General features: G+C 69.6%; 15 protein-coding genes and 2 pseudogenes. 8 read left to right on the top strand and 9 right to left on the bottom strand.

Annotated elements, in window-relative coordinates; translation table 11 throughout:
* Positions 1–128 precede the first annotated feature (128 nt).
* The gene (locus tag ACZ60T_RS03850) at positions 129–572 is read right to left on the bottom strand and encodes a YceI family protein (RefSeq protein ID WP_469664154.1); all 444 of its coding nucleotides are present in this window, start codon (positions 570–572) and stop codon (positions 129–131) included.
* A 1,012-nt stretch (positions 573–1,584) separates the two neighbouring features.
* Here ACZ60T_RS03850 and ACZ60T_RS03845 point away from each other — a divergent pair.
* The 3 genes from ACZ60T_RS03845 to ACZ60T_RS03835 all read left to right on the top strand — a co-directional run bounded on the left by ACZ60T_RS03845 (position 1,585) and on the right by ACZ60T_RS03835 (position 6,762).
* Entirely contained in the window at positions 1,585–2,655 is a 1,071-nt protein-coding gene (locus tag ACZ60T_RS03845) for a tetratricopeptide repeat protein (RefSeq protein WP_469664152.1), read from the top strand.
* A gap of 119 nt (positions 2,656–2,774) precedes the next feature.
* The gene (locus ACZ60T_RS03840; protein WP_469664150.1) at positions 2,775–3,272 is read left to right on the top strand and encodes a hypothetical protein; all 498 of its coding nucleotides are present in this window, start codon (positions 2,775–2,777) and stop codon (positions 3,270–3,272) included.
* Between the two features lies 1 nt (position 3,273).
* Positions 3,274–6,762, top strand: coding sequence for a CHAT domain-containing protein (locus tag ACZ60T_RS03835; protein WP_469664148.1), 3,489 nt, complete (start codon positions 3,274–3,276; stop codon positions 6,760–6,762).
* A 952-nt stretch (positions 6,763–7,714) separates the two neighbouring features.
* On the opposite strand, the gene ACZ60T_RS03830 is transcribed toward ACZ60T_RS03835, so the two are convergent.
* The 3 genes from ACZ60T_RS03830 to ACZ60T_RS03820 form a co-directional block, all read right to left on the bottom strand.
* The gene (locus tag ACZ60T_RS03830) at positions 7,715–13,138 is read right to left on the bottom strand and encodes a sacsin N-terminal ATP-binding-like domain-containing protein (RefSeq protein ID WP_469664146.1); all 5,424 of its coding nucleotides are present in this window, start codon (positions 13,136–13,138) and stop codon (positions 7,715–7,717) included.
* A 542-nt stretch (positions 13,139–13,680) separates the two neighbouring features.
* Positions 13,681–13,845, bottom strand: a complete 165-nt coding sequence (locus ACZ60T_RS03825) for a hypothetical protein (protein ID WP_469664144.1) — start codon at positions 13,843–13,845, stop codon at positions 13,681–13,683.
* A gap of 345 nt (positions 13,846–14,190) precedes the next feature.
* Positions 14,191–14,775 (bottom strand): hypothetical protein, encoded by a 585-nt coding sequence (locus tag ACZ60T_RS03820; RefSeq protein WP_469664142.1) that lies wholly within the window; start codon positions 14,773–14,775, stop codon positions 14,191–14,193.
* A gap of 499 nt (positions 14,776–15,274) precedes the next feature.
* On the opposite strand from ACZ60T_RS03820, the pseudogene ACZ60T_RS03815 reads away from it, so the two are divergent.
* Together ACZ60T_RS03815 and ACZ60T_RS03810 are read left to right on the top strand one after the other, a co-directional pair.
* Positions 15,275–15,510: pseudogene (locus ACZ60T_RS03815) on the top strand (hypothetical protein); the annotation flags it as partial.
* Positions 15,507–15,920, top strand: a complete 414-nt coding sequence (locus ACZ60T_RS03810; protein ID WP_469664140.1) for an NUDIX hydrolase — start codon at positions 15,507–15,509, stop codon at positions 15,918–15,920. The pseudogene ACZ60T_RS03815 and the gene ACZ60T_RS03810, both read left to right, overlap by 4 nt.
* Positions 15,921–16,451: 531 nt before the next feature.
* On the opposite strand, the gene ACZ60T_RS03805 is transcribed toward ACZ60T_RS03810, so the two are convergent.
* Entirely contained in the window at positions 16,452–17,801 is a 1,350-nt protein-coding gene (locus tag ACZ60T_RS03805) for an RNaseH domain-containing protein (protein WP_469664138.1), read from the bottom strand.
* Between the two features lie 999 nt (positions 17,802–18,800).
* On the opposite strand from ACZ60T_RS03805, the pseudogene ACZ60T_RS03800 reads away from it, so the two are divergent.
* A pseudogene (locus ACZ60T_RS03800) lies at positions 18,801–19,457 on the top strand (FUSC family protein); the annotation flags it as partial.
* Positions 19,458–19,599: 142 nt separating this feature from the next.
* Positions 19,600–20,619 carry a lactonase family protein gene (locus ACZ60T_RS03795; RefSeq protein ID WP_469664136.1) on the top strand — a complete coding sequence of 340 codons (1,020 nt, stop codon included), beginning with the start codon at positions 19,600–19,602 and terminating at the stop codon, positions 20,617–20,619.
* Positions 20,620–20,715: 96 nt separating this feature from the next.
* On the opposite strand, the gene ACZ60T_RS03790 is transcribed toward ACZ60T_RS03795, so the two are convergent.
* Entirely contained in the window at positions 20,716–21,639 is a 924-nt protein-coding gene (locus tag ACZ60T_RS03790) for a sirohydrochlorin chelatase (protein ID WP_365630814.1), read from the bottom strand.
* 189 nt (positions 21,640–21,828) lie between these two features.
* Between ACZ60T_RS03790 and ACZ60T_RS03785 the strand changes: the two genes are divergently transcribed.
* Positions 21,829–22,506, top strand: coding sequence for a uracil-DNA glycosylase (locus tag ACZ60T_RS03785; RefSeq protein WP_469664134.1), 678 nt, complete (start codon positions 21,829–21,831; stop codon positions 22,504–22,506).
* 10 nt (positions 22,507–22,516) lie between these two features.
* Here ACZ60T_RS03785 and ACZ60T_RS03780 read toward each other — a convergent pair whose 3' ends face one another.
* From ACZ60T_RS03780 to ACZ60T_RS03770, 3 genes are all read right to left on the bottom strand, one after another.
* Entirely contained in the window at positions 22,517–23,329 is an 813-nt protein-coding gene (locus ACZ60T_RS03780) for an SDR family NAD(P)-dependent oxidoreductase (protein ID WP_469664132.1), read from the bottom strand.
* A gap of 83 nt (positions 23,330–23,412) precedes the next feature.
* Complete coding sequence (locus ACZ60T_RS03775) at positions 23,413–24,225, bottom strand: SAM-dependent methyltransferase (RefSeq protein WP_469664130.1); 813 nt, start codon at positions 24,223–24,225, stop codon at positions 23,413–23,415.
* A gap of 105 nt (positions 24,226–24,330) precedes the next feature.
* Positions 24,331–25,416 (bottom strand): WD40/YVTN/BNR-like repeat-containing protein, encoded by a 1,086-nt coding sequence (locus ACZ60T_RS03770; protein ID WP_469664128.1) that lies wholly within the window; start codon positions 25,414–25,416, stop codon positions 24,331–24,333.
* Positions 25,417–25,440: the final 24 nt, after the last annotated feature.

Genomic DNA, 25,440 nt, shown 5'->3' with positions numbered 1-25,440 from the left:
TGCCCGGGGCCGGGGAGCGGTTCCAGATCGGTCACCGCGTACTCGATGCGGACGTCTTCAGCCAGTTTCAGCGCCCCCAGGAACGCACTGTACGGCTTGATCCCCCAGCTGGATTGGGTGATGGTCGCTCAGCCGCACATCATCCCATCCCCGTCACTGCCCCCGTGCACGGTCACCGCGTGGCTCTGACCCTTGATGGTGAGGTCCCCCGTGATCTCAAAGGACTGGGGCGTTCCCGTGATGCTCGTGGAGCGGAAGGCGATGACGGGGTGCTGTACTGCGTGCAGCAGGCCGTCGCCCTCCAGCGTCCGCTTGATCTCCGCTTTGTCGGCGTCGGTGAGCGGTTTGAGCCCTCCCGTCCCCTCCCGGACGGTCAGCGATCCCGCCTCGACCATCACAGTCACCGACGACTTGTCCGGATCGTCTGTGACGACCACCGCGTTCCCGGACCATCGGGTGGCCTCGATCGTGAGGTCGTGCCCCACCTTCCGGCCGAGCCCGGCACGGCTGGTCTTGATCAGCAGGCGGCCGGTCGGTGGCCCGAACCGGTACGTTCCATCACTCAGTGCCACAAAGTTGACTGTACGTGATGAGAGTGGTCCGTGCCCTGAGTGGAAGTAGTGGAAGTTGGTCGCCGGGTGGTGTCGGTTCGTCGGTCCACTGGGTAACTGGGCTGATCGGGCAGAGCCATGAGGGACAGGCCCAGTCGGTCGCGGTCTTCGCCCGAGCGTCGCAGCGGCTCGATCACGCATCGTGTGGGCAACTCGGCCATCGTTCAATTCTCAGCAGGCGTCCGACCAATCCGTCGGCATCCTGTGCGAGACCGAGTTGAAGCTCGGTGTTGTACAAAGACGTGCCGCCGCGGTTGCTGTACGTGTCGTAGACCGTGACTCCGGTGTTGGGGCCGGCGACCGCAGCCACATCAACCACGGTGCGCTTGGCACACGCTGAGCGAGACGCCGATGGCAACGTCAATTGTGAGGTCATCGGGTTTGTGCTGCCGAGCAAGGGCTTCCGACCGTGTACGTCAGCGGCGACAACGCCTCCCCCGCCGCACGGTTGCGGAGATCTACCGCCGGGTCCCGGACATCGACGCGGCCGTCCTGCGCGCGGGAGCGGCACGCGTCCCGACTAGGTTCGACGGGCGGCCGCCCCTGTCGCTGGATAGCCGCAGCGTCGCCGCGGCGGCAGCCGGTCACGGGCGCGGACACCGTGGTTCCGGCCCACTACGACGGCTTGGCCCACTTCTCCGAAGGGCTGCCGGAGATCGAGTCGGCCTTTTACGAGACCGGCCTGTCCGCTCCTGCCGCGGGTCTGCCTCATGGAACGTGGGTGCCGCTGACTCCCCAGGATCGGAGGCAGCCTGGCGGGTCTTGCGTGGTACATGCGGCCAGCGGCTGCAGAGACCGTCCCGACGGCCACGGGCGAGACTGGTAAGTTCCCGCATCACGTCAACATGCGCGAGTAGAGGCGGAATTCGCAGTGGTGTCGTTCTTAAGCAGCCGTGGCGGGTCCAGCCACTCGTCCGGGCCCTATCGAGCCGTTCCTTCCCGGCTGTGGGTCGGTGACGGGGGCCGGGTCAAGGTGCATGAAATCGTCGAGGAGCGGTCTGGAGAACCGGATTTCGGCGCGTTTCACGAGGTGACCCGGTCGGCCCTGTCCGAGGGGGGCCTCGTCGTCGTCCGGCAGCCCCACACGCACTACGGGGCGACCGATGTGCACCACTGGCTGGACTGCATCGGTGACTGTGCGCGTGTTGAACAGGGTCACCTCGGGCTCGGGGCCGGCGGCAACTCGTACGTCCCCTATCTGATGGGGCCGAAAGCCGCCGTCACAGACCTCTGTTCGACGCAGGGGGTCGCGTCCGAAGCCGTCGAGGAGTCCGATCCGGTGGTCACCGACTTCAGCCGGTTCAGCCGTCTCTGGAACGGAAGTGAGCAGCCGACGGGACTCGATCGGGCACGCTTCGGCGCGAGCATCGGCCGGGCCTTCGGGGAGTTGCACGGAAAGGGCTTCATTCATGGCGACGCACGCCCTGACACCGTGCTCGTCGGAGACGACGGACGGGTCACGTTCCTCACTCTCGGCAGCGAAAAATTCAAGATCGTCTGTCCGTCAGCCCCCGCGGCCTTGTTCGCCACCGATCTGGAACCGCTCCTGGGCATGCTGAACCCGGCGGTCTGGCACCAGTTCCGGGCGGCGTACACGGCGAAGTGGCCGGGCGGCCGCCGCGTCATCCAATTTATCGAGCAGTCCGGTCATCCGGGCTGGCAGGCCGCAATCGATGCCGGGAACTTCCTGGACGGCCTGAAGCGCATCGACGCGGTGCTCGCCCATCGACTGGGGATGAGCGACATCGAGACGATGACCCTACTGGTCAGCAAGGCCAGGTGCCTCAGCGAACTGGGCCGCCACCAGGCCGCGGTGGAGGCGCACAAGGAGGCCATCCGCATCGCGACCAAGGAGAAACTGCCGGACGACGCACTCGACATGATGCGGTTCAGCCTCGCCACCGCGCTCAGCCTTGCCGGCGACCACGCCGCCGCCCTGTCGGCCTTGACGGCCCTGATGGCCAAGGCGAAGAGGGGAAGCCTGAGCCCAAAGGTCCAGCCACTCGTCGAGAAGGTCCTCGGCAACATCAGGCGGAACATGTGACACGGAACCGGCCGCGGATACCCAGACTGGTTTCGCAACCGGCTTATCCTCTCGCTACATTCGGGCCACGGAGCTGTCGCGGACGCCGTCGGTCGAGGTCCGAGCCGGGGGGGGGAAGCGTGACTGAAGCAGTAGTGCCGTATGGCGAGTTGTTCATCCGTAACGAGGTCATGGGAAGCGACCGGGAGCTGTTGTCGCGGGCCATGGCCGAACTGGGCGTCTCTGTACGGCTGCTTTCCGCCCCCGCCCTGCGCGGGCCGGACACCGCTACCTGGGTCGTTCTGGCGTTGCTTCCCCTGCAGACTGTGCTCAGCACCGTCGGCGCCAAGGCCGGTGAGGATGCCTGGGCAGGTCTGCGCCAGGCGCTCGGCTCACTCACCGCCAGACGTCGCGGCGCCGCTCCGCCCGACCCGCCACGCGGTACGCCGAGACCCCTGGTGCTCCAGGACACGGTCACCGGCATCCAGATCCTGCTGGAGCCGGACCTGCCGGACGCCGCGTACGCGGGGCTCCAGGAGCTGGATCTGAGCCGGTTCAGACGCGGGCCGCTCCACTACGACCGTGCCGAACAGCGGTGGCGCAGTATCGCGGACGAGGCCGCGGAGTATGGGGTCTGAGGTGCCCGTGCGGTCGCTGGAGGCACTGTGGAGACGGCTGGCGGCGTACCGGCAGCGCGGGGAGGCGGCGCAGGTCACCGATGTCGACGCCCTCAGGGACGGTGTCGGAGCGCTCGGCGAGGCACTCGCCGAGTATCACATCACGGGCACGTACGACGGCGAGGCGTTACGCGCCTTCGTCGAGCTGTTCGAGTACCGCGCCCGCGAGGCGGGTACGCCAGAGCAGGCCCGCGACGAACGGGCCACCGCACGCAAGATGGTCGAGGCAACGGCCGACTTCATGTCTCCCGCTCTGCGCGCGGAGTTCGGTCTGCCCGTGGACGGTCCTTGTTCGCCCGCGAGCGACCTTAAGGCCCGGCACGAGGTGGGGCTGCGGCTGCTCAGCGCTGCGCAGGCGAAGGACACTCGGGTGGCGGCCCTCGGTGCCGTGGCCGTCTTCACGGAGCTGGAGTGGCAGGTAACGGTCGACGACCCTGTCTTCCGGGCTGCCGTGCTGTCGCACCTCAGCGTGGCCCTGATGCTGCGCTACGAGTACGGCAGGGGAGAGGCCGACGACCCGGCCACCGCGCTGCGGCACGCGCGGACAGCGGTCAGGCTCAGTGCCGACGACCCTCAGGTGCAGCGGCACGTGACGTATACGGCCAACCGGGCGCAGACCGCTCATTGGGCGTTCCACCGTACACGGAACCCGGCTCTGCTGGCCGAGGCGGCCGCGGCCCACCGTAAGGCGTACGACTTGCATACCGACCCGGGCTGGAAGAAGGAGAACCGTGCGGCGGCGATCCGCTGCGCTTCCCTTCTGGTGCAGGAGACGGATTCCGCGCCGGCCCTCGACGCGGCCGTCGCGTTCTGCCTCCGAACCCTGCCCGCGGAGACCGACGAGACGTACGCGGAGAATGTGCGCACCATCGCGGCGCTGCATCTGACCGCGTACCGGCGGCGCGGGGAGGCACCGCTGCTCCAACAGGCCCAGCGGTACTTCGCCTCGGCCCTCGACCACGCGCCGCCTGGTCATCCCGCGCGTGCCGAAATCCTCAGCGGGCTAGCGCTCGCCAACCGGCTCCGATACGAGCTGTCCGAAGACCCGGCGCATCTGGAAGCCTCTCTCGCCGCCGGACGCGAGGCCGTCGCGGCCAGCGGCCCGGACGGCTACTCCGACGAGTCCTTGCACCTGCTGGATCCCTGGGAGCTGATCGAGAAACTGGGCACGCACTACGCGAACAGCGTCGATCCCGGCGCACTCGTGGAGTCGGTCGACTTCGCGCGTCAGGCCGTGTCCGTCGCACCGCCGGGCCGGGAGCGGGGACGCAGATCACTGGTCCTGTGCCTCGTGCTGCTCCTGCAGTACCAGCGCACTGAGGATCCGCTCGACCTCGGCGAGGCGGTCGAGGCCGGCCGGGAGGCCGTGCGCGAGCCGTCGCTGGATAGCCCGGAGCGAGTGCTCGCAGCCTGCTCGCTCGGCGCGGCGCTGCTGCTCGTCGACACCGCGGAGGCACTCGACGAGGCGAGGGGCAAACTGATCCATGCCCGACGGCTGCTGAGGCCGGATCACCTCTACGCGCAACGGTGCGCGGTGGACCTGTGTGCGGTGCTCCACGAGCGGTACCTCAAGACCGGCTGGTCCGTGGACCTCGACGAGTCGATCAGAGCCGGCTGGCAGGCCGTCGCCGCGGCCGCCGACGGCCCGCACGGCGCCGCGGCGCGGTTCCGCCTGGGCAGAGCTCTGGCCACGGCCCGGACGACTGGACCGCAGCAGGACGCGGACAGCCGCCTCCGCCCGGCCGCGGGGACTCAGGCCCGGACCGCACCCGTTGCACAGCGCCTCCCCCACGCCCGCTCCGACGCCGAGGCCCTGGCCCAGTTCCGTTCCGGTGCCGCGCTGTCCTCGGCCACGACCGACGACCGGCTGATGTGCGCCCATGCGTGGGGGAGCGTCGCGGCGGCGGCCGGCAGCTGGGCGGATGCGGCGGAGGGATACACATACGCGGTCGGTCTCTTCGCCGAGCAGTCCGTACGGCGTCTGCGCCGCCCTGACGAGAAGCAATTGCCGACGGCGGCCGGGCACGACGGCCTCGTGCGCGACGCCGTGGCCGCCGCGATCCGTGCCGGGGACCCGGTGCGGGCCCTGCGGCTGGCCGAGCAGGGGCGGGCCATACTGATGGGTCAGGCGCTCGACTCCCGCAGCGATCTGTCGCTGCTGGAAGCCGTGGCACCCGATCTCGTTCCCCGCTTCCAGGCCCTGGGGTCGGCACGGGGCGCCCTGGGGACGAGCGGCAGATCCGGCACCGCCCTGTCGGCTGCCGCGGAGCGCGCGGAGCGGGCGGCGCTCAGCCGGGACTGGGGTGCGCTGCTGACCGAGATCCGCGGCCGCGGGCACGGTCTGGAGCGGTTCCTGCGGCCTCCCGACGAGGCGGAACTGCGCGATGTCGCCGACGACGGTCCGATCGTCCTGCTCAACGTCAGCCGGCACGGCGCGGGCGCCGTCGTTCTCCAGGCCGACCGCGTCTTCTCCGTGGCGCTGCCGAAGGTTTCGCTGGCCGGGGTCAGCGGGCCGGCCGGGTGGGTCGCCACGTTCATCCGCGCCATGGAGACGTTCACCGGCATTCCGGGCGAACCCGCGGCCCGGGACATGAGGGCCGTGTTCACCTGGCTGTGGGAGGCAGTGGCGGAACCGGTCCTGTCGGCGCTCGGGTTCGACGCCCCCGTTCCCGCAGACCTGTGTGAGCGCCGTCTGTGGTGGTATCCGACCGGCCCTCTGGCCCTGTTGCCGCTGCATATGGCCGGTCGGCACGACGGCAGCGGGGACAACGTCATCGACCGCGTCGTCTCCTCCTATGCGACGACCATACGAGCGCTGCGGCACGCCCGGTCCAGGCCGCTCACGGAAAGCCGGTGGCCGTCGCCGGGGGTCGTGATCTCCCAACCGTTCACTGCGCGTGGGGACTTCCTGGCCGAGGCGGACGCCGAGGCCCGGATGGTGCGGGCAGCGATTCCGCACAGCAAGGTGCTCGACGTCGTCACGGCGACACGGGAGAACATCCGCGAAGCCCTCCGAAGCGCACCGTGGGTTCACTTCGCCTGCCACGCCAAGAGTGATCCGGCCAGCCCGGGCACCGCGTACATCCAGGCCGTCGATGGGCGGTTGACGCTGGCCGACATCTCCCAGCTGTGGCTTGAAGACGCCGGGTTCGCCTACCTGGGCGCGTGCGAGACCGCGCGGGGCAGCGGGGACGTGACCGACGAGGCTCTGCACGTGGCTTCGGCTTTCCAGCTCGCCGGTTACCGGCATGTTGTCGCGGCCCAGTGGTCGCTGGCCGACGACATCGCGCTCGACGTGGCCAGGGCGTTCTACGATCGTTTCGATCCCCGCCAGTCCGCTGCTGTCGCCGACAGCACCGCCGTCGCCCTGCACGCGGCCCTCCACCACGTCCGCGCGGAACACCCCGGATGCGAGGAGCAGTGGGGCGCGTTCGTGCACATCGGCCCCTGACGACCCCGCTTAAGACCAAGCCATCAAAGCCTCGCTAGACCGCCGAACGAGCGCGGGGCCGATCCTGTCGTGTCGGCCGGCGCGAGCTCTCGTGTCCAGCGGCGCCCGGGGATCCGTTCGGCGCGTTGCCGTTCATTCGGGCCAGACCGTCGATCCACGATCACACCCACAGCGCACTCACATGGCCGGTACAGAGCCGAAAGAGTGACTCCCCGCAGGTCACGGCGTTGGCTGGTCCACTGCTCGAACGGCTCGCAGCCGCTGGTGAGCATTCCGCAGCCTGGGCGCCGGGGGATTGGCGGCCGGCTTATGCCTTGCATGATCGAGCGTTGTAGGGGTCAGTCGGAGCGGCAAGGAAGCGCTCGTGGGGGTCACCGAGGACGGCCTCTACTACCTTCGTGAGGGGTTGACGCCGGCTGAAGGGGGCGACCAGGCGGCATCCGGCGGACATGCTGGACGCAGGCGTAAGTCCGTGCCCTACGCCGAACGGCCCGTCGCTCGTGCGCGACGAGCCAAGGCGACCGAATTGGTCGAACGGCTTCTTACCAAAGGGGCGGTTCCGTGTCGCCGATGACGATCAGTTCGCCGAGTGGCGAAAGGTCATCGATTATTCGAAGTGGCACGGACTGGAACCTCCCGGCAAACGCATCCAGAAGGTATGCCTTCGGGTAAGTGGGCGGAAGCTATACCTCGCAGAGGGATCACACCCCGACTCGCGGAGCCGGAAGCCCGGCGGGCGACGCCTCGGTGGTTCCGGTTCCCGTGCGGCCTACTTCTCCTCATCTCATCGTCGCCGCGCTCAGAGACATGGAGGAGCGGCTCGTGATGCCTAGGCCCGTGATCCGCGTCGAGTTCCCCACCCCCGGCCAACGTCTCGCCACCAACCGTGCACGAGCTCGTTGAATTTGACGTTCAACCCCGACTCATCTCGCGCTGGAGTTGAACGTCAAGGTCACAGCAGGTACGAGAAGCGCAGTGCCCCGCCCTCCTCGCGGTAGCGGCCCCGGCCGCGCTTTCCGTAGGGGTTGGGGAGCATCTGGATGGCCATCTTGTGAGGGGTGAGGGCGTGTGTGACCACCAGGAGGCGCCAGCGGTCGTTGCCCGCGTGCTGGCGGGCCGCGCGGACCTCACTCTCTCCCAGCTCGAAGCGGCCGCCTTCGCCCCCGGTCGCCTTCACCTCGTACAGGTAGGGCTGACTGCCGGAACCGACCCGGAAGTCGAAGCCGAGGCCATCGTCGCCGGACGGGCCGGGGAAGGCCTTGCGGCGGTTGCTCGACACCCAGCAGGTTTCGTCCATGCGGTCCGGGTAGCACGCACACAGCCACTGGTACGCGTACCACTCGCCCACGTACCCGATGGCCTCCCGCTGGGCCGTGGTCAGCCCGCTGTCCGTGCCGCCCCCGTACCGCCGCCCGCGCGTACGACTGGTGGCCTGAGTGCGCTCGGTCTGGGGACGGGGGTCCGTGAAGCGGAGCGGCCCGGGGGCGGTGATGCCTGGCGCCGAGCCGCTCTGCAGGACCCGGTCAAGTTCGCCGGTGAGGGCGGTGAAGTCGCCTGAGTGGACGTCGAAGTCGCGGCCGCCGACGGAGATCGACCGCCGTTTGCGCTCCCGTTCGCGGCGCTCGTGTTCCGCTGCGTTGCGCACCCGGTCCAGGTCGGCCCCGGACAGCCCGTGCCGCTCGGGTTTCGTCGCCAGCGCCATCCCGTCGGGCCACTGGCCGAGAGCCGCCAGCCAGCCGACGACGTCGGTGGGGGACAGGGGCCGGAAGTCGAGCGCGCCCACGGCCTCCAGCCGCGCGGTGACCTCCTCGGCGGGCTCGGCTGCCTTCAGGGCCGCGGGCAACGGGTGTCCGGCCGCCCTGACCAGGACCGCGAGGTCGACGGCCAGGCCGGTGATCGTACGGAGGTTCGCGCCGCGTACCTGGTCGGGGGCGGGCAGGCGTTCGCCCGACCGGGGCAACGGCACCGGGTGGCCCAGGCGCAGCGCCAGCTGCTCCTCCACGTGGGCCTCCAGGCTCCCCGTGTCGGCCGTGTCCATGGTGTACTCCCAGGCTTCCGGCGTGTTGATCCAGTCCAGGGCCCGGACCGAGGGCCAGTCGGGCATCGGACGGCGCGCGTCGAAGTCCTCCAGCACCGCCCAGCGCAGCCGGTCGACGAGCTCCTTCCTGCGCAGGTCCAGGTAAGTGCGGAGCGCTTCCTCATGCTCGGCGGCGTGGCTGATCGGTTCCAGGGGTGGGCTCATCGCGCGCAGGGTGTCGTTCAGCTCGGCGAATCCGATGCCCAGGTCGCGCCGCAGTTCGTCCGTACCGTGGGCCGCGCGGGCTCTGGCGATGAACTCGGATACGGGGACCGGGAGCTCGGCGGCGTACTCCTCGATGTGAGCCTGAAACTCCCGAGTGTCGCCCGGCGGTGGAAGGAACAGCGAGTTCGCCGCCTCCGTGCCGAGCAGGTGGACGAGGAAGGGCCGGCAGCGCTCCAGGACCACGCCGATGGCCCCGTCGATCCGCTGGCTTGTCTCCTCGACCTGGTGGACTGTGACTTCCAGGGCGTCGGCGAGCTCCTCCTGGCCCGGGTCGCGCAGGTCGGCGTGGCGGGAAGCAAGCTGGTGGGCGGCGAGGCGCAGCCGGTCGCCGAACTCCCGCCGTCCCAGCAGCTCGGCGACCGCCATCACGATGCGGGTGGTCTCGGGCCAGCCCGGCTCGCCTGCCGGGGCGAGGACGAGCGGATGCTTCGGATCGGGCAGTGGCAGCACTCCGCCGAGGCGGCCCGGCAACGTCACGGGTCGGCCGTCGAGCTCGATGTTCCAGGAGCGGTAGCGGTGCAGACGTACGCTCCGGACCAGGGACGTCAGCTCGCTCAGCTCGGCCTCGCTCGCCCGGGGGCCGCGCGCCAGGTGGTCAGAGAGGACGCTCACGGCCAGCGTGAGCCAGGGCAGTTGCTGGACCAGCGGTTCTCCCATGGCCGCGGGGTTAACCCGTGTGCCGTCCACGGTCACGGTAAACGTCAGGTCGTCGGTGTGCCGGACGGTGGTGGAGTGTTCGGCCGCCAGCAGCTCGGCGGCCTCCGCCGAGACACCAGGAAGGGTGAGTAGGGGGCGCGCCATCTCCCGTATCAGCAGGGGCGTCAGACTGTCGCGTTCCCCGCTGACGTAGAGCACGGTCCCGGCATCACCATCGCCATCGCTCTCCCCGCCGTCCAGGGCGGACAGCGGTACGCTGATCAGCCGGTCCCCGGACTCAGCGAGCAGACTGGAGCCCTCGGGCAGTGCGGGACGGGGACGCCGTACGAGGTGCCTCCAGGCGCGTTCGTTGGCGCGCTGCGCGGCGGGCCGGTCCTCGGCGCCCAGCGCGCCCTCCGCCGCAAGCCGTCCCAGCGCGGCGATGAGGCGGGCGCTGTCCCGCGGGTCGTCCCACGTCGGCAGCCGCATTTCCCGCAGGCGGTCGCCCGCCTTCCCGCGTTCCAGAAGGTGGCGCAGCCGATGGTCGACGGTCGGCGCGTACGAGGGCTCCTCCTCCAGCCCGGGCGGGCAGTGCCAGGCGTCGGCCGGCCGGACGAACCGGACGGCCCGGTCGCGGTCCCGCACCGGGAGCCACGGCTGCTCCCGGACGAAGGCGCCGAGCGGGGTCGGGACCCGTTCCCTGTCCGGGGAACTCTGGCTGCCAGCACTGCTCCAGACGCTGGCGAACCTCGCGTCCTCCCAGCTGGCCAGGCCATGCAGGACAAGCCTTGCGTACGCCAGCCGGGCCTCCTGCCCGAGGCGTCCGACGACGTCTTGGCCGGGGAGCCGCCAGGCGGGCGTTCCCCGGTACGGCGTCCGGGGGTAGTAGACACCGGGCCAGTAGACGTACGGCTCCCACTGCTCCTGCACCTCGGCAGACACCCTCGCCATGCGCACCAGCTGCCGAGCGCTGAGCCCCCGACCTTGCTCTACCCGGCTCAAGGCGTCGGAGGACCTGACCGGGACCAGCCCGTCGGCCACCCCGGCCTCCAGCAGGAACGCCCGCCACTCCTCGGTCTCGCCCCGCTTGGCAAACTCCTCGGGCGCGGCAAGGAGGCGTCCAGCGATCGCCTTGAGGCTCTTCGACACGTCCTGCCCGGCGGCGACCACCGCTGCTAGGTCCTCACCGACGGACGCGCGGCCCCAGCCCCGGCCGAAGAGGGCGTCGCTCGCCCTGATCAGCCGGCCGTCCGTCGACGGTACGTACAGTCCGAGCGAGGAGATCTCCGTCCCGACCAGCGAACGCCGCGGCTGCCACAGCCGGAAGACGAACCGAAGGGTCTGGAGCCGCAGTCGGCGATCTGTGCTCGCGCTGAGTGCCTGCCGTACGTGGTCCAGCAAGCCCCTCGCGTCGTACGGCCGGACGAGCCCCTCCTGCTCGAGGAAGGCGCGGGCGGACCGCCCGCGCGTACGCTCGCCGCGGTCCTTCCATACCAGCCCCGGGTGCAGGGAGAACAACCGCTTGCCGAGCAGGGCAGGGACGGACGGGGCCTCGGTCTGGTTCGCCTCCGTCCGCACCGGCTGGAAGAACGCCTCACGGCGGACACCCTGACCGCTCGGCTTGCCCTGTGTACGTGTACTTGTGCCCGTACCCGCCCTGCCGAGGGGACGGTTGGTGTGCCGCAGTCTGCAGTCCTCCGCGAGCAGCAACTGCCTGCCGTGCAGGACGTGCCCGTCGTCCTCGAAGAGGGCAGCCAGATCCTCGTAGAGCGCGCTCCACTGCTCGGGGGACTCACCGTGCCGGGGTAGGGGAAGGCCCCCGACGATCCGTTCCACGTACTCGGCGAGGATCTCCGGGCCCGGCTCCCACGGGCACGCGAGGGCCTTGCACAGGGTGGCCAGCCGTTTCAGCCGGTCGCCACCGATCTCGGGATCAGCCACCACGATCCCGGCCTCGTGCGCGCGGTGTGCCGTGAGAACGGTCAGGTCGAGGTCCGGCCACAGGGCCGCGCCCCGGGGCGCGGCCCAGCTCGTCTCCGGCAGGGCGCCGTCCGTGGCGAGGACGGGCACGAGCGGTACGTCGGCGAGTTCGCTCCCGTGCACGCGCAGAGCCGCCGCGCGGAGCCGCCCCGCCGAGCCCTTCTCACTCTCCCAGCTCACCAGGTCCACGGCCAGCTGCCGCATGGACAGCTCGGGCACGGTACGCAGTACCGCGGCGGCCACCAGACAGGTCTCGGCGACCGCGTCGAGCAGCAGCAGGTTGAGGGGGTTGTCGGGGGGAAGCCCGGTTCGGTCGAACTTGGTGAAGAACGGGGCGTTCACGTGTCCCGGGAACGGCGCGGCCTGGTCCTCACCCATCGGCAGGAATGTGTAGATCTGCCCGCGTCGAGGTCGGCGCGGGGCGGGCAGCGGGAGTGCGACCTCGACGACGGCGGACCGCTTCCACTCCTGCCACGTGTCGTCGAGGAGCCCGGAACCCACGGCCTCGGCGAGGGTGCTGTTCAGCCGTTCCTTCTCCACGGTGCCCCGTACTACGAGAAAAGTGCCGGACGGCCCCAGGTCCACGGTTGCGCAGGAGACGGGGAATCCGTGCCCGGTGCCCTCTTGCGCAACCGCGAAGCGCTCCTCGGAGCGGGTCAGTTCGTGCCGCTCGAGCGCCTCGTGGCAGTCGTCCAACTCGCCTGCCTCGCCACCGACGGCCCGCCGTTCCAGCGTCAGGCCAGCGAGCCGGTCGAGGAACAACATCACGGGCACCTTCGCCTCCGCGAACTCGCCGATCCGCAGCCGGACCTCGGCTCGGGCGGCCTCGCTCAGCAAGGGCAGCCGGACGATGGTTACGTACCCCTGGGCGGCGAGCTGCCGACAGGTCGCGGGCACATCGTCCAGCGGCAGGGGCGCCTGGAGCGGTGGATACTTGGCGGCCACCTCGTGGGCGTTGTCCTCACCGGCGAGGAACTCCTCCACGTCGACCTTCTGCGCGAAGCGGAAGCAGTACCCGTCCAATTCCGGGCCGAGCGGGCTGTCGGGGTCTGCGCTGTAGATCTCGGGTGTTTCGCTGATCAGCAAGATGCTGCGGAACCCGACGCCCTTGTTCCCGATGCCCTCACCGACCTCCTTCGAGCTCTGCGCGAGCTCGCAGACCCGCTCGACGTCCCGCCAGGTGAAGGGCGTCCCGCCGTTGGCGACGTACAACGTCCCCCACTCGCCCTCCGCCTCGTCCAGCAGGACGTGGACCCGTCCGTCGCGGCGGTCCCTCGGATGCGCGTCGTAGCCGTTCTGCAGCAACTCGAAGAGCGAGCGGCCGGCGTACTCCCGCGCGCTCGTGTACGACACGGCGTTCACCTGGCGTGCCATGCGCAGGACTTGCTCCGACCGGGCCCCCTCCAGCACGGACCGGCCGTACTCCCGCAGCTGCTCGGCCCGGGCGTTCCTCGCCATGGTTCTCCCCTCACCTCAGCGTGATGAGGACGGTATCCCGCCGCACTGACATCGGGGGGCGCGAGGACCACCGTGTGGAGCGCTGCTCGGAGCTGAGCTTGACGTTTTGGTCCGTCGTCGCACGGGCTCGAATTTGTTTAGGTTTCCCCTGTTCACGGCGTGTCTGTGAGGCCGGGGCCTGATCCTGCGAGGAGAGGTCGGCGCAGCGTGTGGAGGCCAGATCGTGGAACGGGTTGAGCACGGGGTCAACGGGACGCGTTCGCAGCGGTGACGGCATTTCGGACCGAGTTGTACTCCTGCCTGCTTTCGCGCGGCGATACCCGGGTCCGGTCCGCACGCTCGTGGAGCTGGTCCTCGCCCCGAGCACCGGCGTGGACGTGCCCTCTACTCCGGGCTGAACCAGGGCCGGATCGCTGCTCGGCTGGGCAGGCTCTGGTCGGGGTTCCGTTGCCCCGGGCAGCTGACGGCCGCCTGCCACGCCTTCGACCGGGGCCTAGCTAGCCACGGAGAGCACGGCTGCTGGCCTACCTGGGTGTGCCGGTTCAGCTTCGCCGTGCAGCGTCCGCTTTCCGCACCATCTTCGCCGCGTGGTCAGCCGAGTCGGCCAAGTTCCGGAGTGTGCGGGAGACCCGGCTGAGGAACTCCACAACGTGGTCGGCGAGGGTGTCCTGCTTGGTGCTGGTGCGGAAGGTGGTGCTCTGGACCACGGCCGGCTCCTCGGGAAGGGTGCTGGGTGTGCTGCGTCCACTGTGGCACCGGGGACTGACATGTCGGGCGGAAACACGACACTCCCCACCCGAACCGGGTAGGGCGCTCTGGCACAAGGTGACGCAGCGAGGGCGGTCATCGGTGGCCGATGGATCACGCCTCATGCTTCCTGCGGCACGAGAAGTGCTCGGGCAGCCCTTCAGGTCCTGAAAGGCTTGCGGGCTGCCCGCAGCCGAAGCGGCAGAGCGGGATCGCTTGACCCGACGCGTCGACCGGAACCCTGGCGTCCTCGACTTCCCGGGGGCGGGACTCAAGGACGATCGCGCGGCTGCCACGTCTCTGTTTCAGTTCAGCCCGCACGTCCGAAGCCGGACGGTCCTCGGTGCACCTGTCGCGCCGGTCCCCCTGTCGAGGTACTGCTGCCACTGTTGTGCGGGGAGCCAACCATGGTGGCCGCCCCGCTGGAACGGGATCCGCTCACCGGCCGCAGCTTCCACGATGAACCGGGTGAGAGTCAGGCCGCCTTCCCCAGTGAAGGTGCTCGACTGATGGGCGGGCACGAGGACGCGGTGCCAGCCCCCGCAGTACCCGGCGTCGGTGGGGTTCTCCGGGTCGTAGGGCTTCTCCGGGCACCGGGTGAGCGCGCCGTTTTGGCTGCACTGGCCTTCCTCCAGGACGAAGTTGCCGTCCTGGACCGCGATGGGGTTCTTCTGCACGCGGATGACGGAGGCCGGCAGGTTGGGCGTGCGGACGTAAGGGACGGTGCCGATGCCGGCGTGGTCGGGGTCGGCGAAGTCCCAGACCGACTGAATACCGCCGCCTGGGCTACGAGCCTCAGCTGAGCGCCCAGACAGCTTGCGGGCGAGGTGCTCGTCGGACTCGTGGCTGATGGGCTTCTCCCGGGTTTCCGGTAGTGGGAGGCAAGCCATACGCCGTCACGCTGGACTAGGTACATGAGGACGCGCCGGCCGCGGAGGTCCCGGCAGTCGGGGCAGATGAGCCCGCGCTTTTCGATTGGGACACGTCCTCGCATGCGCAGGAGCACGTTCAGGAGGTCTTGGCCGTGCGGAACGCCGAGGTCGGGGCGGTCCAGGTCGAGGTTGCGGCCGGCCGGTTCGTAGTAGACGGGGTTACGGAAGAGGTCTTCGTCCCTGTCGATCTGAAGGTCGTCGTCCATTGGTGCTCCCCGCAGCCGCCACGAGTAGGGCTCACAACGTTACGGGGAGGGTCTGACAATCGGGGCTGAACTGCGGAAACGGGGCACACTGAGAGACACAGGGGGCAGTGGGTCTACAGCGGGTCAGGTCCGCCGCACAGCTCGCAGCGCTTCGCTGCGATGAACCGGCTGTTCGCCGACAGACAGAAATGCGTACAGGTCAGCCGCGATGAACCGGTGGGGACGGGCGTCTCTATCCATTGAGGTACGGGGTCCGCCAACACCTCGGCAATCGGCTTCATCCCGTGACCGGCGTGCTGTGCGAGTACTTCCTCTGCGAGTATCTTGCGAGTACTTCCTCTGCGAGTATCTGACGGGCGAGGCCACCAACAGCGACGCCATCGAGAACATTGACGTCATGTGGGTCCCGAGAAAGTCGGTGCCCCGCTTCATCCCTGTCGATACGATCTTTCCACCAATTTTAGCTGTCTTGGAGGGGTCGACGTGACGCAGCAGAACGCGGAGGAACGGCCAGGCATCGCCGCGGCCATCGTCGTCCACGAGCGGCGCGTGCTCATGGTCCGCCGCCGGGTCAGCGAGGGGCAGCTCTCCTGGCAGTTCCCGGCTGGTGAGGTCGAGCCCGGCGAGGCGCGTGAAGACGCTGCCGTACGGGAGACCCGGGAGGAGACCGGCCTGGACGTGGCCGCCATGGAGCTGCTCGGCGAGCGGGTCCATCCGAAGACTGGCCGGCTGATGTCGTACACGGCCTGCGAGGTGATGGGCGGCACCGCCCACCTAGCCGACACCGACGAGTTGGCCGAACTCGCTTGGATCACCCATGGCGAGATCCCGCAGTACGTGCCGTACGGGTTGTTCGAGCCGGTGCAGGAATACCTCGACGCAACCCTGACTGCCTGAGCACTCCCTTCTCAAGGTGGCGGTCTCGTGATCCCGAATGAGTGTGCTGTCGTCTTTCTCTCCGCCGGGACGTGTCCGGTCTCGGTCACCACGGGACGGGGGATCTGGAGATGCAGCTCCGTACGCCGAGCGACGTGGAGCGGGCGCAGGATCTGTTTCCGGGTGAGCTACGCGGCGTGATCGATTGCTGGCCCTCTTGGCCGTGCGCGTTTCGCGGCTGGTCTGTGGTCGTCGTCGGGCGATGCCTATCGACGTATGGGCAGGGCGTGGCGGTGGACTATCAATGATGCGCGGGATCGTCGGTTTGGCTAATCGGCGATCCCACGCTCTGTAGTCCGGCTCTGCCGTGCCGGTGATCAGCCCGCCTGGCCTTGAGATCGGCCGCTATCAGGGGCGGTTCACAGTGTCTACGACCAGTCACACGACCTGGATCAGTAACGCATGGATACGACACCGCTAACCGTCATCGGTCGGCCCAGGAGGTGGGCCGACCTTTCCTTCTGGCATCGTCGCCAGCGACGCACCCATGGGCTACTCGTGGGCTGCGTCATCTCCCTGTTCCTCGGGCGGCGCCGACCGCCGGTACTGAGGGTGGTCGAGGTCGAGCTGTTTGGCTGCGTGCAAGGGGACGGGGTAGCGGGAGCGGTCGGACCAGGCGATGGTCTGGTGACACAAGCGCGCGGTCGCCCGTGCGAGCATCGTCCGGTCGACCCCATCTGCCACACCGACTGGGTAGATCTCGGTCGCTGTGACGGCCCACCACGGAGCCTTGAGCTCATTCGTCTCCCGCTCCCCCTCCTCCCCGCCCTTGCCCGGGTCGGCATCCCAGCGAGTGATGGCTTTGCCCAGGTCTCCGCCCTTGGCTTGATAGTTGCGCGGGATATTGAACAGGATCCAGAAGGGATTCCCGAAGTCCACGTCGGCGCGGTGTAGTTTGGCCGATGCGAACAGGATGGATTCCTTCTCGGTGTCCGGATCGCTCTCGCGAGGGACGGGAACGTACTGGGGTACCTCGTCCGCCGCGACGTTCATCCGGATGACCGCGCTCGGCTTCTTGCGAGGGGCGTTCTTGCCTTTGCCGTGCCCGGGCAGCCAGGTGCGCGGATCGGTGATATCCGCTTCCTGGTAGCTCTGATTCTCGTTGTGCAGGCCCGTCCACATCCGTCGGCAGGCGTGCCCGTCGACCATGACGACATAGCCCATGCCGGGTTCCAGCTCGTCGCGGACGAGGCTGGAGAGGGCGTCTTCGACGTGTGCTGCTGCTTCTGCCCAGCGTTCCTTGTCCGTCTCGCCTTTGCCGTCGACGTGGAGTGCGTAGTCACTGGCGTGGAAGGCGGCGATTGCCTCCCGGTAGGGCACCCAGGCCCCGATTTGGGGCGTCCACGCTCGCATCGTCCAGGCGTCGTCGCCCGCCTCCTCCGGCGGGAACAGGGCGGTGGCAATGATGATGCGTTTGGTGTGCTTGCCGTCGGCGGTCTTGGCCTGCCGGCGGGCGTGGATCCCGCAGTAGACGAGTTTCCCCGCCTCGTGGCCCTTCCTATCCTTCGCGATGGCCCGCGCGAGGCGCTGGTCGATGATCCCGAGTGAGCGGTACAGGTCGAGGAGCGCCATGTAGGCGGCGTGGTCTTTCCCCGGCTTCGGAGGACTGATTTCTGTTGCGGGGTTTCCGAAGGATCCCGGTTTCATTCCCGTGGTGAACTGACAGACGAAGCCCTTCTTGGCCAGGAAGCGGCGGACTTGGAATTTCCCGTCATAGCGCTCCTTGCGTAGCAGGAATGCGTTCCGCTTCTCTCCGTCCTTCTTCTTCAGGGCGATTAACCCGCGCGTCGGGAGTCGCCGCGTCGACACATTCACAACCGGAGTGATCGAGGACTGGCTCAACCTCGCTCCCGGCATCAGCGTGGTGTTCCGCCAGGCCGAGCGCTTCCTGACACACGGCGACGACATCGACCGGACCGTGGAGTTCAAATCCCTCGAAGAGGACTTCGCCGACAGCGAGTCGCAGGTAATGGTCGGTGCCTGGTGCGAGACCGAGATCCCGTGGGTCTTGAGGCTGCCCTCGTACTGGTCGATGGTGTTGGACTCAGGCCACGCTTCCGATTCGAGATGTACCGAGCCGCGAAGTCCTCGAACCGCATCTCGGCTATCTTCTGGGCTTCTGTGTTCCCATTCTTGAGCGGCCCCTTCTTTGCCTGGTAGATCTCGGTGAGCCGAGTCGTCGCCTTGTCCTGAGTGGCGTAGCCGGCCTCTTCGCGCTGCCGACCCGTGGCATCCCGGTACCGGATTTTATAGGGGTGAGGGCACTTGGACCAGCGGCTCGGGGGATGTTCGCATTCCTTGAAGAAGGTGCCCATGCCGCGGGTGAGGGTCTTGGTGGCCACTGCTTGGTTTCTCCTGGATTGGGGTCGATTTGGTTCGAGAGGGGGGCTCAGTTGAATCGGGCGAGCCATATGGGGAATCAGGTCTGGGTTCGAAGGCGGCCCATGGCGAAGAAGGCCGTTGTGGACAATGGCCATGGTCCGGAGAATCTCCGATTTCCGTAACCGGGTATCGAGTGCTATGCGTGACCGCTTGTACGGACCTGTTGTGCGTCGGCTGCTGCCCATACGGGGCTGCGGGTCAGGCGGGAAGCCTGGGGCGTAGGAGCTGGTTGTCGAGGAGGGTGTGCCACCGCAGCGAAGGCGAACTGACCGTCAGCAGCTGGGATGGACTCGTCGTGAGGGGACACAGTTTCGCTGCGTCACGGATGACGGACCGGCCCTCAAACGCGATCGGGGTGGCGATGACTCCCGCCATCGGCGCGCGACATGCTGATGCTGACTCTTTGCTGACCCCCTCTCGGTCGGCAGCCTCTTGACCTGCGAGAACCGCTGCACCACAGCATTTATGATCTTCTTCGTCACCCTCCTGGCGGGCCTGCTCTACGGCCTTCTCGGCGTCCTCGGCACGGGGCTGCTCGCGCTGCGCCTCGCCGAGACGGGCGTCGGGGCGCTGAGCGCCGCGCTCGCCGTCGTGCTCGTACTGCCGATCACCACGCACACGGTCACCGACCAGTGGGTGCGCCGTGTCCTGCACGCCGTGCACGGGTGCGCCGCCGCGACGGCGTGGCGCCTCGCGGGTGACCCGGAGGCGGACCCCGCCTCGCACGCGGCGGAGCTCGAAGCGCTGCTGGGACGCCTGCGGGCGGCCCTCGCGCCGCTGGTGCATCCGCTGAACCCGCTGCGGGCACACAAGGCGCGGGCCCTTCGGGTGCTGGCCCTGCTCGACGAGTGCGCCCGCCGGACCCGCGGCCTCGTCGCCGTCGCGGCCAACCCGGACGCCTCGCACGACGCGCGTCTCACGGAGGCCTGCCGTCGCGTCGAGACCGCGGTGGAGACGCTGCTCGGCAGGCTCCCGGCAGGCGCCCTCACGGCCCCCTCGGGCGTCCCGGCCCGGCACCCCGGCGCCGAACGGGCCCTCGCCCAACTGCACGGTCTGGAACAGGCCCTGGTCGACCTGGCCGCACCACTGAGTGCCCCTTCGCCGGTCCGCGCCTGAAGCGTCCGTGTCATCCAAGTCATCCGAGTCGTCCGAGTCGCCCGAGCCGTCTGTGCCCTCTGAAGCGCCTGAATCCGGCGTTCTGGTCTAGACCTCCTGCTACCGTCGTCCCTCCAGGCATCGGCGGGAGGGACGGACAGCGGTGGACGGCGACCTGCGACGGGCATACATCGGCTCCTTCACGGCGGCGGGAGGACGCGGCATCCTCACGGCCGCCGTGGATCCGGACACGGGCGCGCTCACCCTGCTGAGCGCCGTGGACTCGATGCCCGATCCGTCGTACCTCGCGCTCCACGGCGGCATGCTGTACGCGGTCAGCGAGACCGCCGACGGCGCGGTCGCCGCGTACCGCCTCGACGGCGACGCGCCCGAACTCGCCGGTCCGCCCGTCGCCGTCGGCGGCAGCGGGCCCACGTACCTGAGCGTGCACGCCGGTCACCTCCTGACCGCCAACTACGGCTCCGGCAGCGTCAGTGCCGTCCCCCTGCGCGGTGACGGCACCCTGGCCGAGGCGGCGCCCGCGGTGTTCCGGCACGAGGGCGCGGGGCCGGTTCCGCAGCGCCAGCAGGGGCCGCACGCTCATCAGGTCCAGGCCGACCCGAGCGGCCGGTGGGTCGTCAGCGTCGACCTCGGGACGGACTCCGTCCGCGTGTGTGTACTGGACGGCGGCGCCCTGAGGCCGCATCACGAGACCGCGTTGCGCCCCGGCTCAGGGCCGCGGCACCTGGCCTTCCATCCGGACGGGGATCGCGCGTACGTCCTCAACGAACTGGCGCCGACCGTCACCGTCTGCCGCTGGGACACCGAGAGCGGCGTGCCGCAGCCGGTCGCCGAGACGCCGGTACTGTCCGACGCGCCCCTGGCGAACGCCTACCCGTCCGGGATCGTGGCCTCGCCCGACGGGCGCTTCGTATGGACCGCGACACGCGGCCAGGACGTACTGTCCGTGCTCGCCGTCGAGGGCGAGGGGCTGAGGCTGGTGGCCACGGTGCCGTGCGGCGGCGTCTGGCCGCGGGCGCTCACCTGGTCACAAGGCTGTCTGTACGTCGCCAACGAGAGGTCCGGGGACGTGACCTGGTTCGCGGTGGACCCGGAGACGGGCGTGCCGCGACGGGGCGGCTCGGTGCCGGCACCCGCGGCTTCTTGCGTCGTACTCGGCTGACCGGAAGGCGAAGGCCCGAGGCCCCGCACGGCGAAGGGCCCGCTCGTCAGGTGAGCGGGCCCTTTCGGCCGTTCAGAACAAGAGGTTCGGCCCGGCTCAGCGGGCCTGGGCGCCCTGCGGCTGCTGCGGGGCGATACCCAGCGCCGTCGTGTACTTGGAGAGCGCCAGCTTGCCGATGGCCGGGTACGCGCCGAGCGCTTCGGCGGCGGCGCAGTCCGCCTCCTTGGCGGCGGCGTCCAGCAGCTCCGGCTCCAGCTCCGGGCCGATCAGATACGGCGCGAGCGCCAGTTGCTGCGAACCCGAGGAACGCAACTGCTCGGCGACGGCCGCGATCGAGCCCTCCTGGTCCAGCGCGGCGGCCATGACCGGCACCGCGAGCCGCGCGGCCAGCAGCATGCCGGTGATCCCGGCCGCCTGGACGGCCTCGTCGCCCCCCACGGAGGCGAGGATGATGCCGTCCGCGGCCGTCGCCACGGTGAACAGGCGGGCCCGGTCGGCGCGGGCGAGACCGGACTCGGACAGACGGACGTGCAGGGCCTCGGCGAGCAGCGGGTGCGGACCGAGGGCATCGGTCAGGTCCGCCGCGACGCGGCTGTCCATGACGGCCTGACGGATCCGGCGCAGCAGCGCGCTGTCCGGACCGGCCAGCAGCGGCACCACCACGGCGACGGGCCCGTCGGGCTTCGTGGCCTCCACCCCGGCGGCGACAGCCCGCTCATAGCGTGCCGTGCGCTCCTCGGCGGCCTGCGCCAGAACGGCGCGCAGCGAGACGTACTCGGAGTCGTCCCCGTCCAGATAGCCGATCCGCGCGTCCAGGCCGGGCAGCTCGGAACGCGCGATGCTCGTGACCTCCTCGGCCAGGCTGCGCGTCGCGGCGCTGGGAGTGCCCGGCACCGCGAGGACGAGCGCGGGCGCGCCCTCGGGGGTCGCCAGAGGTTCCGGTCGGCGATGCCGTCCGGGCTGGCGGGGTCGCGGCATTCGTACAGGCAGGCCGGATGCGGGTCCAGTGGGGGAGCTCATGGCGCCGCATGCTACTGGTTTGGTCGGCTTCCCTGTTCAGGGAGGGGGTCCGCTGAGCGGTATCCGTCCGATTTTGTCTGATGAGTTACGTTCAGATGAGAACTGATCGTTACGATCGGACTCTCCTGCGTCTCTCGACGGCTGGTCCGCCGGTACGGATTGTCAGTGCGGGCCACTAGAGTGCGCGACGTGGCACGACGACCGTTGCATGAACTTGTAGAGGCCGGCTGGGCGAAGGCTCTGGAGCCGGTGGCCGAGCGCATCACGAGCATGGGGGACTTCCTTCGTGCCGAGGTGGCGGCCGGCCGGACGTATCTCCCGGCAGGAGCGAACGTCCTGCGGGCGTTCCAGCAGCCCTTCGACGACGTACGGGTCCTGATCGTGGGTCAGGACCCCTATCCGACGCCGGGTATGGCGATCGGCTTGAGCTTCGCGGTCGCGCCGGAGGTGAGATCGCTGCCGGGCAGCCTGGAGAACATCTACCGGGAGATGAACACCGACCTCGGCCTGCCCCGGCCCTCCAACGGCGATCTGACGCCGTGGACCCAGCAGGGCGTGCTGCTGCTGAACAGGGCGCTGACCACGGCCCCGCGCAAGCCGGGCGCCCACCGGGGCAAGGGCTGGGAGGAGGTCACCGACCAGGCCATCCGAGCGCTGGCCGCGCGCGGGCGGCCGTTGGTCTCGATCCTGTGGGGGCGGGACGCGCGCAATCTGCGCCCGCTGCTCGGGGAGTACCCGGCGATCGAGTCGGCGCATCCGTCGCCGATGTCGGCGGACCGGGGCTTCTTCGGTTCGCGCCCGTTCAGCCGCGCCAACGACCTCCTGGCACGGCAGGGTGCCCAGCCGGTGGACTGGCAACTGCCGTAGGCGGCGGGTCCTACGCGATCAGACGGTGCGTCAGCTTCATCAGGCGCTCACGGGCTCCGGGGGCGTAGGCCTGGTCATGGGCGCGTGCGTCCGTGAACCGGTCGAAGTAGCGGCCGGTGGTGGTGGCGAGTTCCGGGTCGAGGAGCAGACGCACCGTCGGCCGGACGCCCTCGTCCACACCGGTGACGGGGGTGAGGCCGTACGCGCGGACACCGTCGGTGTCCATCAGATGCGCCGGGTGGAGGGCGTTCACCGTGACGCCGCTGCCGTCCAGTTCGGCCGCCCACTCGAAGGTCGCCATGATCAGGGCCAACTTGCTTCGGCAGTAGGCGCGCAGGCCCTCGTAGTCGCGCTCCAGCATGACGTCGTCGAAGTCGATCGCCTCCTGCCCGATCGAGGCGACGTTGACCACGCGCGCGGGAGCCGAGGCGGTGAGCAGGGGCAGCAGGTCGCGGGTCAGGGCGTACGGGGCGAGGTGGTTCACGGCGAAGCGGAGTTCATGGCCCTGACGGCTCAGTTCACGGGTGAGCGGCTCGGCGCCGCCGCCCGCCACGGCGTTGTTGATCAGACCGTCGAGGTGTGTCTCCGTCGTACGGATACGGTCGGCCATCGCGTGCACCTGGTCCAGGTCGGACAGGTCGGCGAGATACGTACGGACGGTGGTGTCGGGGGCGGCGGCCCGTGTCTCCTCGGCCACGGCGTCCAGGCGAGCGCGGTCCCGGCCGTGCAGGAGGACGGTGCCGCCGCGTGCGGCCAGGTCGAGTGCGAGGGCGCGGCCCATGCCCTGGGTGGCGCCGGTGATCAATGTGGTGCGAGTGGTCATGCCGTCACCTTCGCAGTGACCGGCGAGGGACGGGAGTGCGTGGTGAGCCTGGTGTTGCCGCCACCAGGCTCACCGATCCGGGCTCAACTTTTGCGGCCCACTCCGCCGAACATGGCGACTTCCGCCGACTCGGCGTCGGCGTCGTCGGGATGCCAGCGGTTGCAGGAGACCACGCCGGGCTTCAGCAGCTCCAGCCCGTCGAAGAACCGGGTGACGGAACTCGGCGTGCGCTGGGTCAGTCTCGGTGTGCCGTGCTCGTTCCAGAACGCCACCGCGGCGTCGACGTCGGGCATGTCCGGCCGCGTGACCGTGTGCGACAGGACGAGGAAGCTGCCCCGCGGCAGCCGGTCCATGAAGCGCCGCACGAGCGCGTACGCCTCCTGGTCGTCCTCGACGAAGATGACGACGCCGAGGAGCATCAGCGCCACCGGGCGGCTCAAGTCGAGGGTGCGCGCGGCCTGTTCGAGGATGGAGTCGACGTTGCGCAGATCCTCGTCGAGGTAGTCGGTGCGGCCCTCGGGGCTGCTGTGGAGCAGGGCCGCGGCGTGGGCGAGGACGATCGGGTCGTTGTCCACGTAGACGACGCGGGACTCGGGCGCGACCTGCTGTGCGACCTGGTGTGTGTTGTCCGCGGTGGGCAGGCCCGTGCCGACATCGAGGAACTGCCGTATGCCCTGCTCACCGGCGAGATGCCGCACCGCCCGCCCGAGGAACTGCCGGTCCGCCAGGGCGTAGTCACCGATTCCCGGGTGCAGTCGGCGGATCTGGTCCCCCGCCTGCCGGTCGACCTCGTAGTTGTCCTTGCCGCCCAGCCAGTAGTTCCAGATACGGGCGGTGTGCGGCTGGTTCGTCTTGATCCTCTTGCTCAGCTCGCCGAAGGCGGGGCTGTCGGTCACGTGATGCCCTCCAGGTCGGACCGGTGATCAGTCAACCGGCGATCGGTCAACTGGCAATCTAGTACCAGGAGTTGGGGAGGGCCGTGGGATCGGTCGGCGGGGCGGTCATGCGATCACCGCCGCCCGTACGCACAGCACGTCCGGCAGATGGGCGGCGAGCCGCTGCCAACTGTCGCCGTCGTCCGCCGACGCGTACACCTCGCCGTTGCGATTGCCGAAGTACACGCCTGCCGGGTCCGCGTCGTCCGTGCACAGGGCGTCGCGCAGCACCGTGCCGTAGTGGTCCTCGCCGGGCAGCCCCGCCGTGAGCGGCTCCCAGCTCTTGCCCGCGTCCGCCGTGCGGAAGACACGGCAGCGTCGGCCGGCCGGGACACGGTCCGAGTCCGCGTTGATCGGGAAGACGTACGCCGTGTCCCCGCGACGGGGATGGGTGGCGGCGGCGAACCCGAACGTCGAGGGCAGCCCCTCGCCGATGTCCGTCCAGTGGGCGCCCGCGTCGTCGCTGCGGTACACCCCCCAGTGGTTCTGCAGATACAGCCGGTCCGGCGTCGCCGCGTCCTGTGCGACCTTGTGCACGCACTGGCCGAACTCCGGGTTCGGATCGGGCAGGAACACCGCCGAGACACCCGAGTTGGACGGCTCCCAGCTCGCCCCGCCGTCCGTTGTACGGAACACCCCGGCCGTCGACACCGCGACCGTCACGGCCTTCGGATCCCGCTGGTCGGTGAGCACGGTGTGCAGGCCCTCACCACCACCGCCGGGCACCCACCGGTCGCGCGTCGGGTGCTCCCACAGCGGGCGGACGAGCCGGAAACTCTCGCCCCGGTCCGCCGAGCGGTACAGCGCGGCCGGTTCCGTGCCCGCGTACACCACGTCCGGCTCGGCACTCGCCGGATGGAGCTGCCACACGCGCTCCAGCGAGGCACCCGTGTCCTTCGGGAACCGGACGGCGGCCCGCTCGGGCTCGGTCCAGGTGCGCCCGAGATCGTCGGAGTGGAAGACCGACGGTCCCCAGTGCGCGCTGTCCCCTCCGGCCAGCAGCCGGGGGGTGCCCGCGCGGGTGTCGATCGCGACCGAGTAGACGGCCTGCGCGTTGAAGCAGGGACGCTCGTCGAACGTCCAGACACCGCCCCGTCGCCGCCCGATGAACAGCCCTTTGCGCGTGCCCACGGTGAGTAGTACGTCGGTCATACCGATTCCTCCCGAAACGCCGTT

The organism is Streptomyces sp. NPDC104371 (assembly GCF_055583785.1).
This window is presented reverse-complemented; position numbering and strand designations above follow the sequence as displayed.

Bases quoted from the DNA above. Each gene is read 5' to 3' on its own strand.
- ACZ60T_RS03830 (WP_469664146.1), bottom strand. From the start codon at position 13,138: ATGGCGAGGAACGCCCGGGCCGAGCAGCTGCGGGAGTACGGCCGGTCC.
- ACZ60T_RS03820 (WP_469664142.1), bottom strand. From the start codon at position 14,775: ATGGCTTGCCTCCCACTACCGGAAACCCGGGAGAAGCCCATCAGCCAC.
- ACZ60T_RS03790 (WP_365630814.1), bottom strand. From the start codon at position 21,639: ATGAGCTCCCCCACTGGACCCGCATCCGGCCTGCCTGTACGAATGCCG.
- ACZ60T_RS03780 (WP_469664132.1), bottom strand. From the start codon at position 23,329: ATGACCACTCGCACCACATTGATCACCGGCGCCACCCAGGGCATGGGC.
- ACZ60T_RS03770 (WP_469664128.1), bottom strand. From the start codon at position 25,416: ATGACCGACGTACTACTCACCGTGGGCACGCGCAAAGGGCTGTTCATC.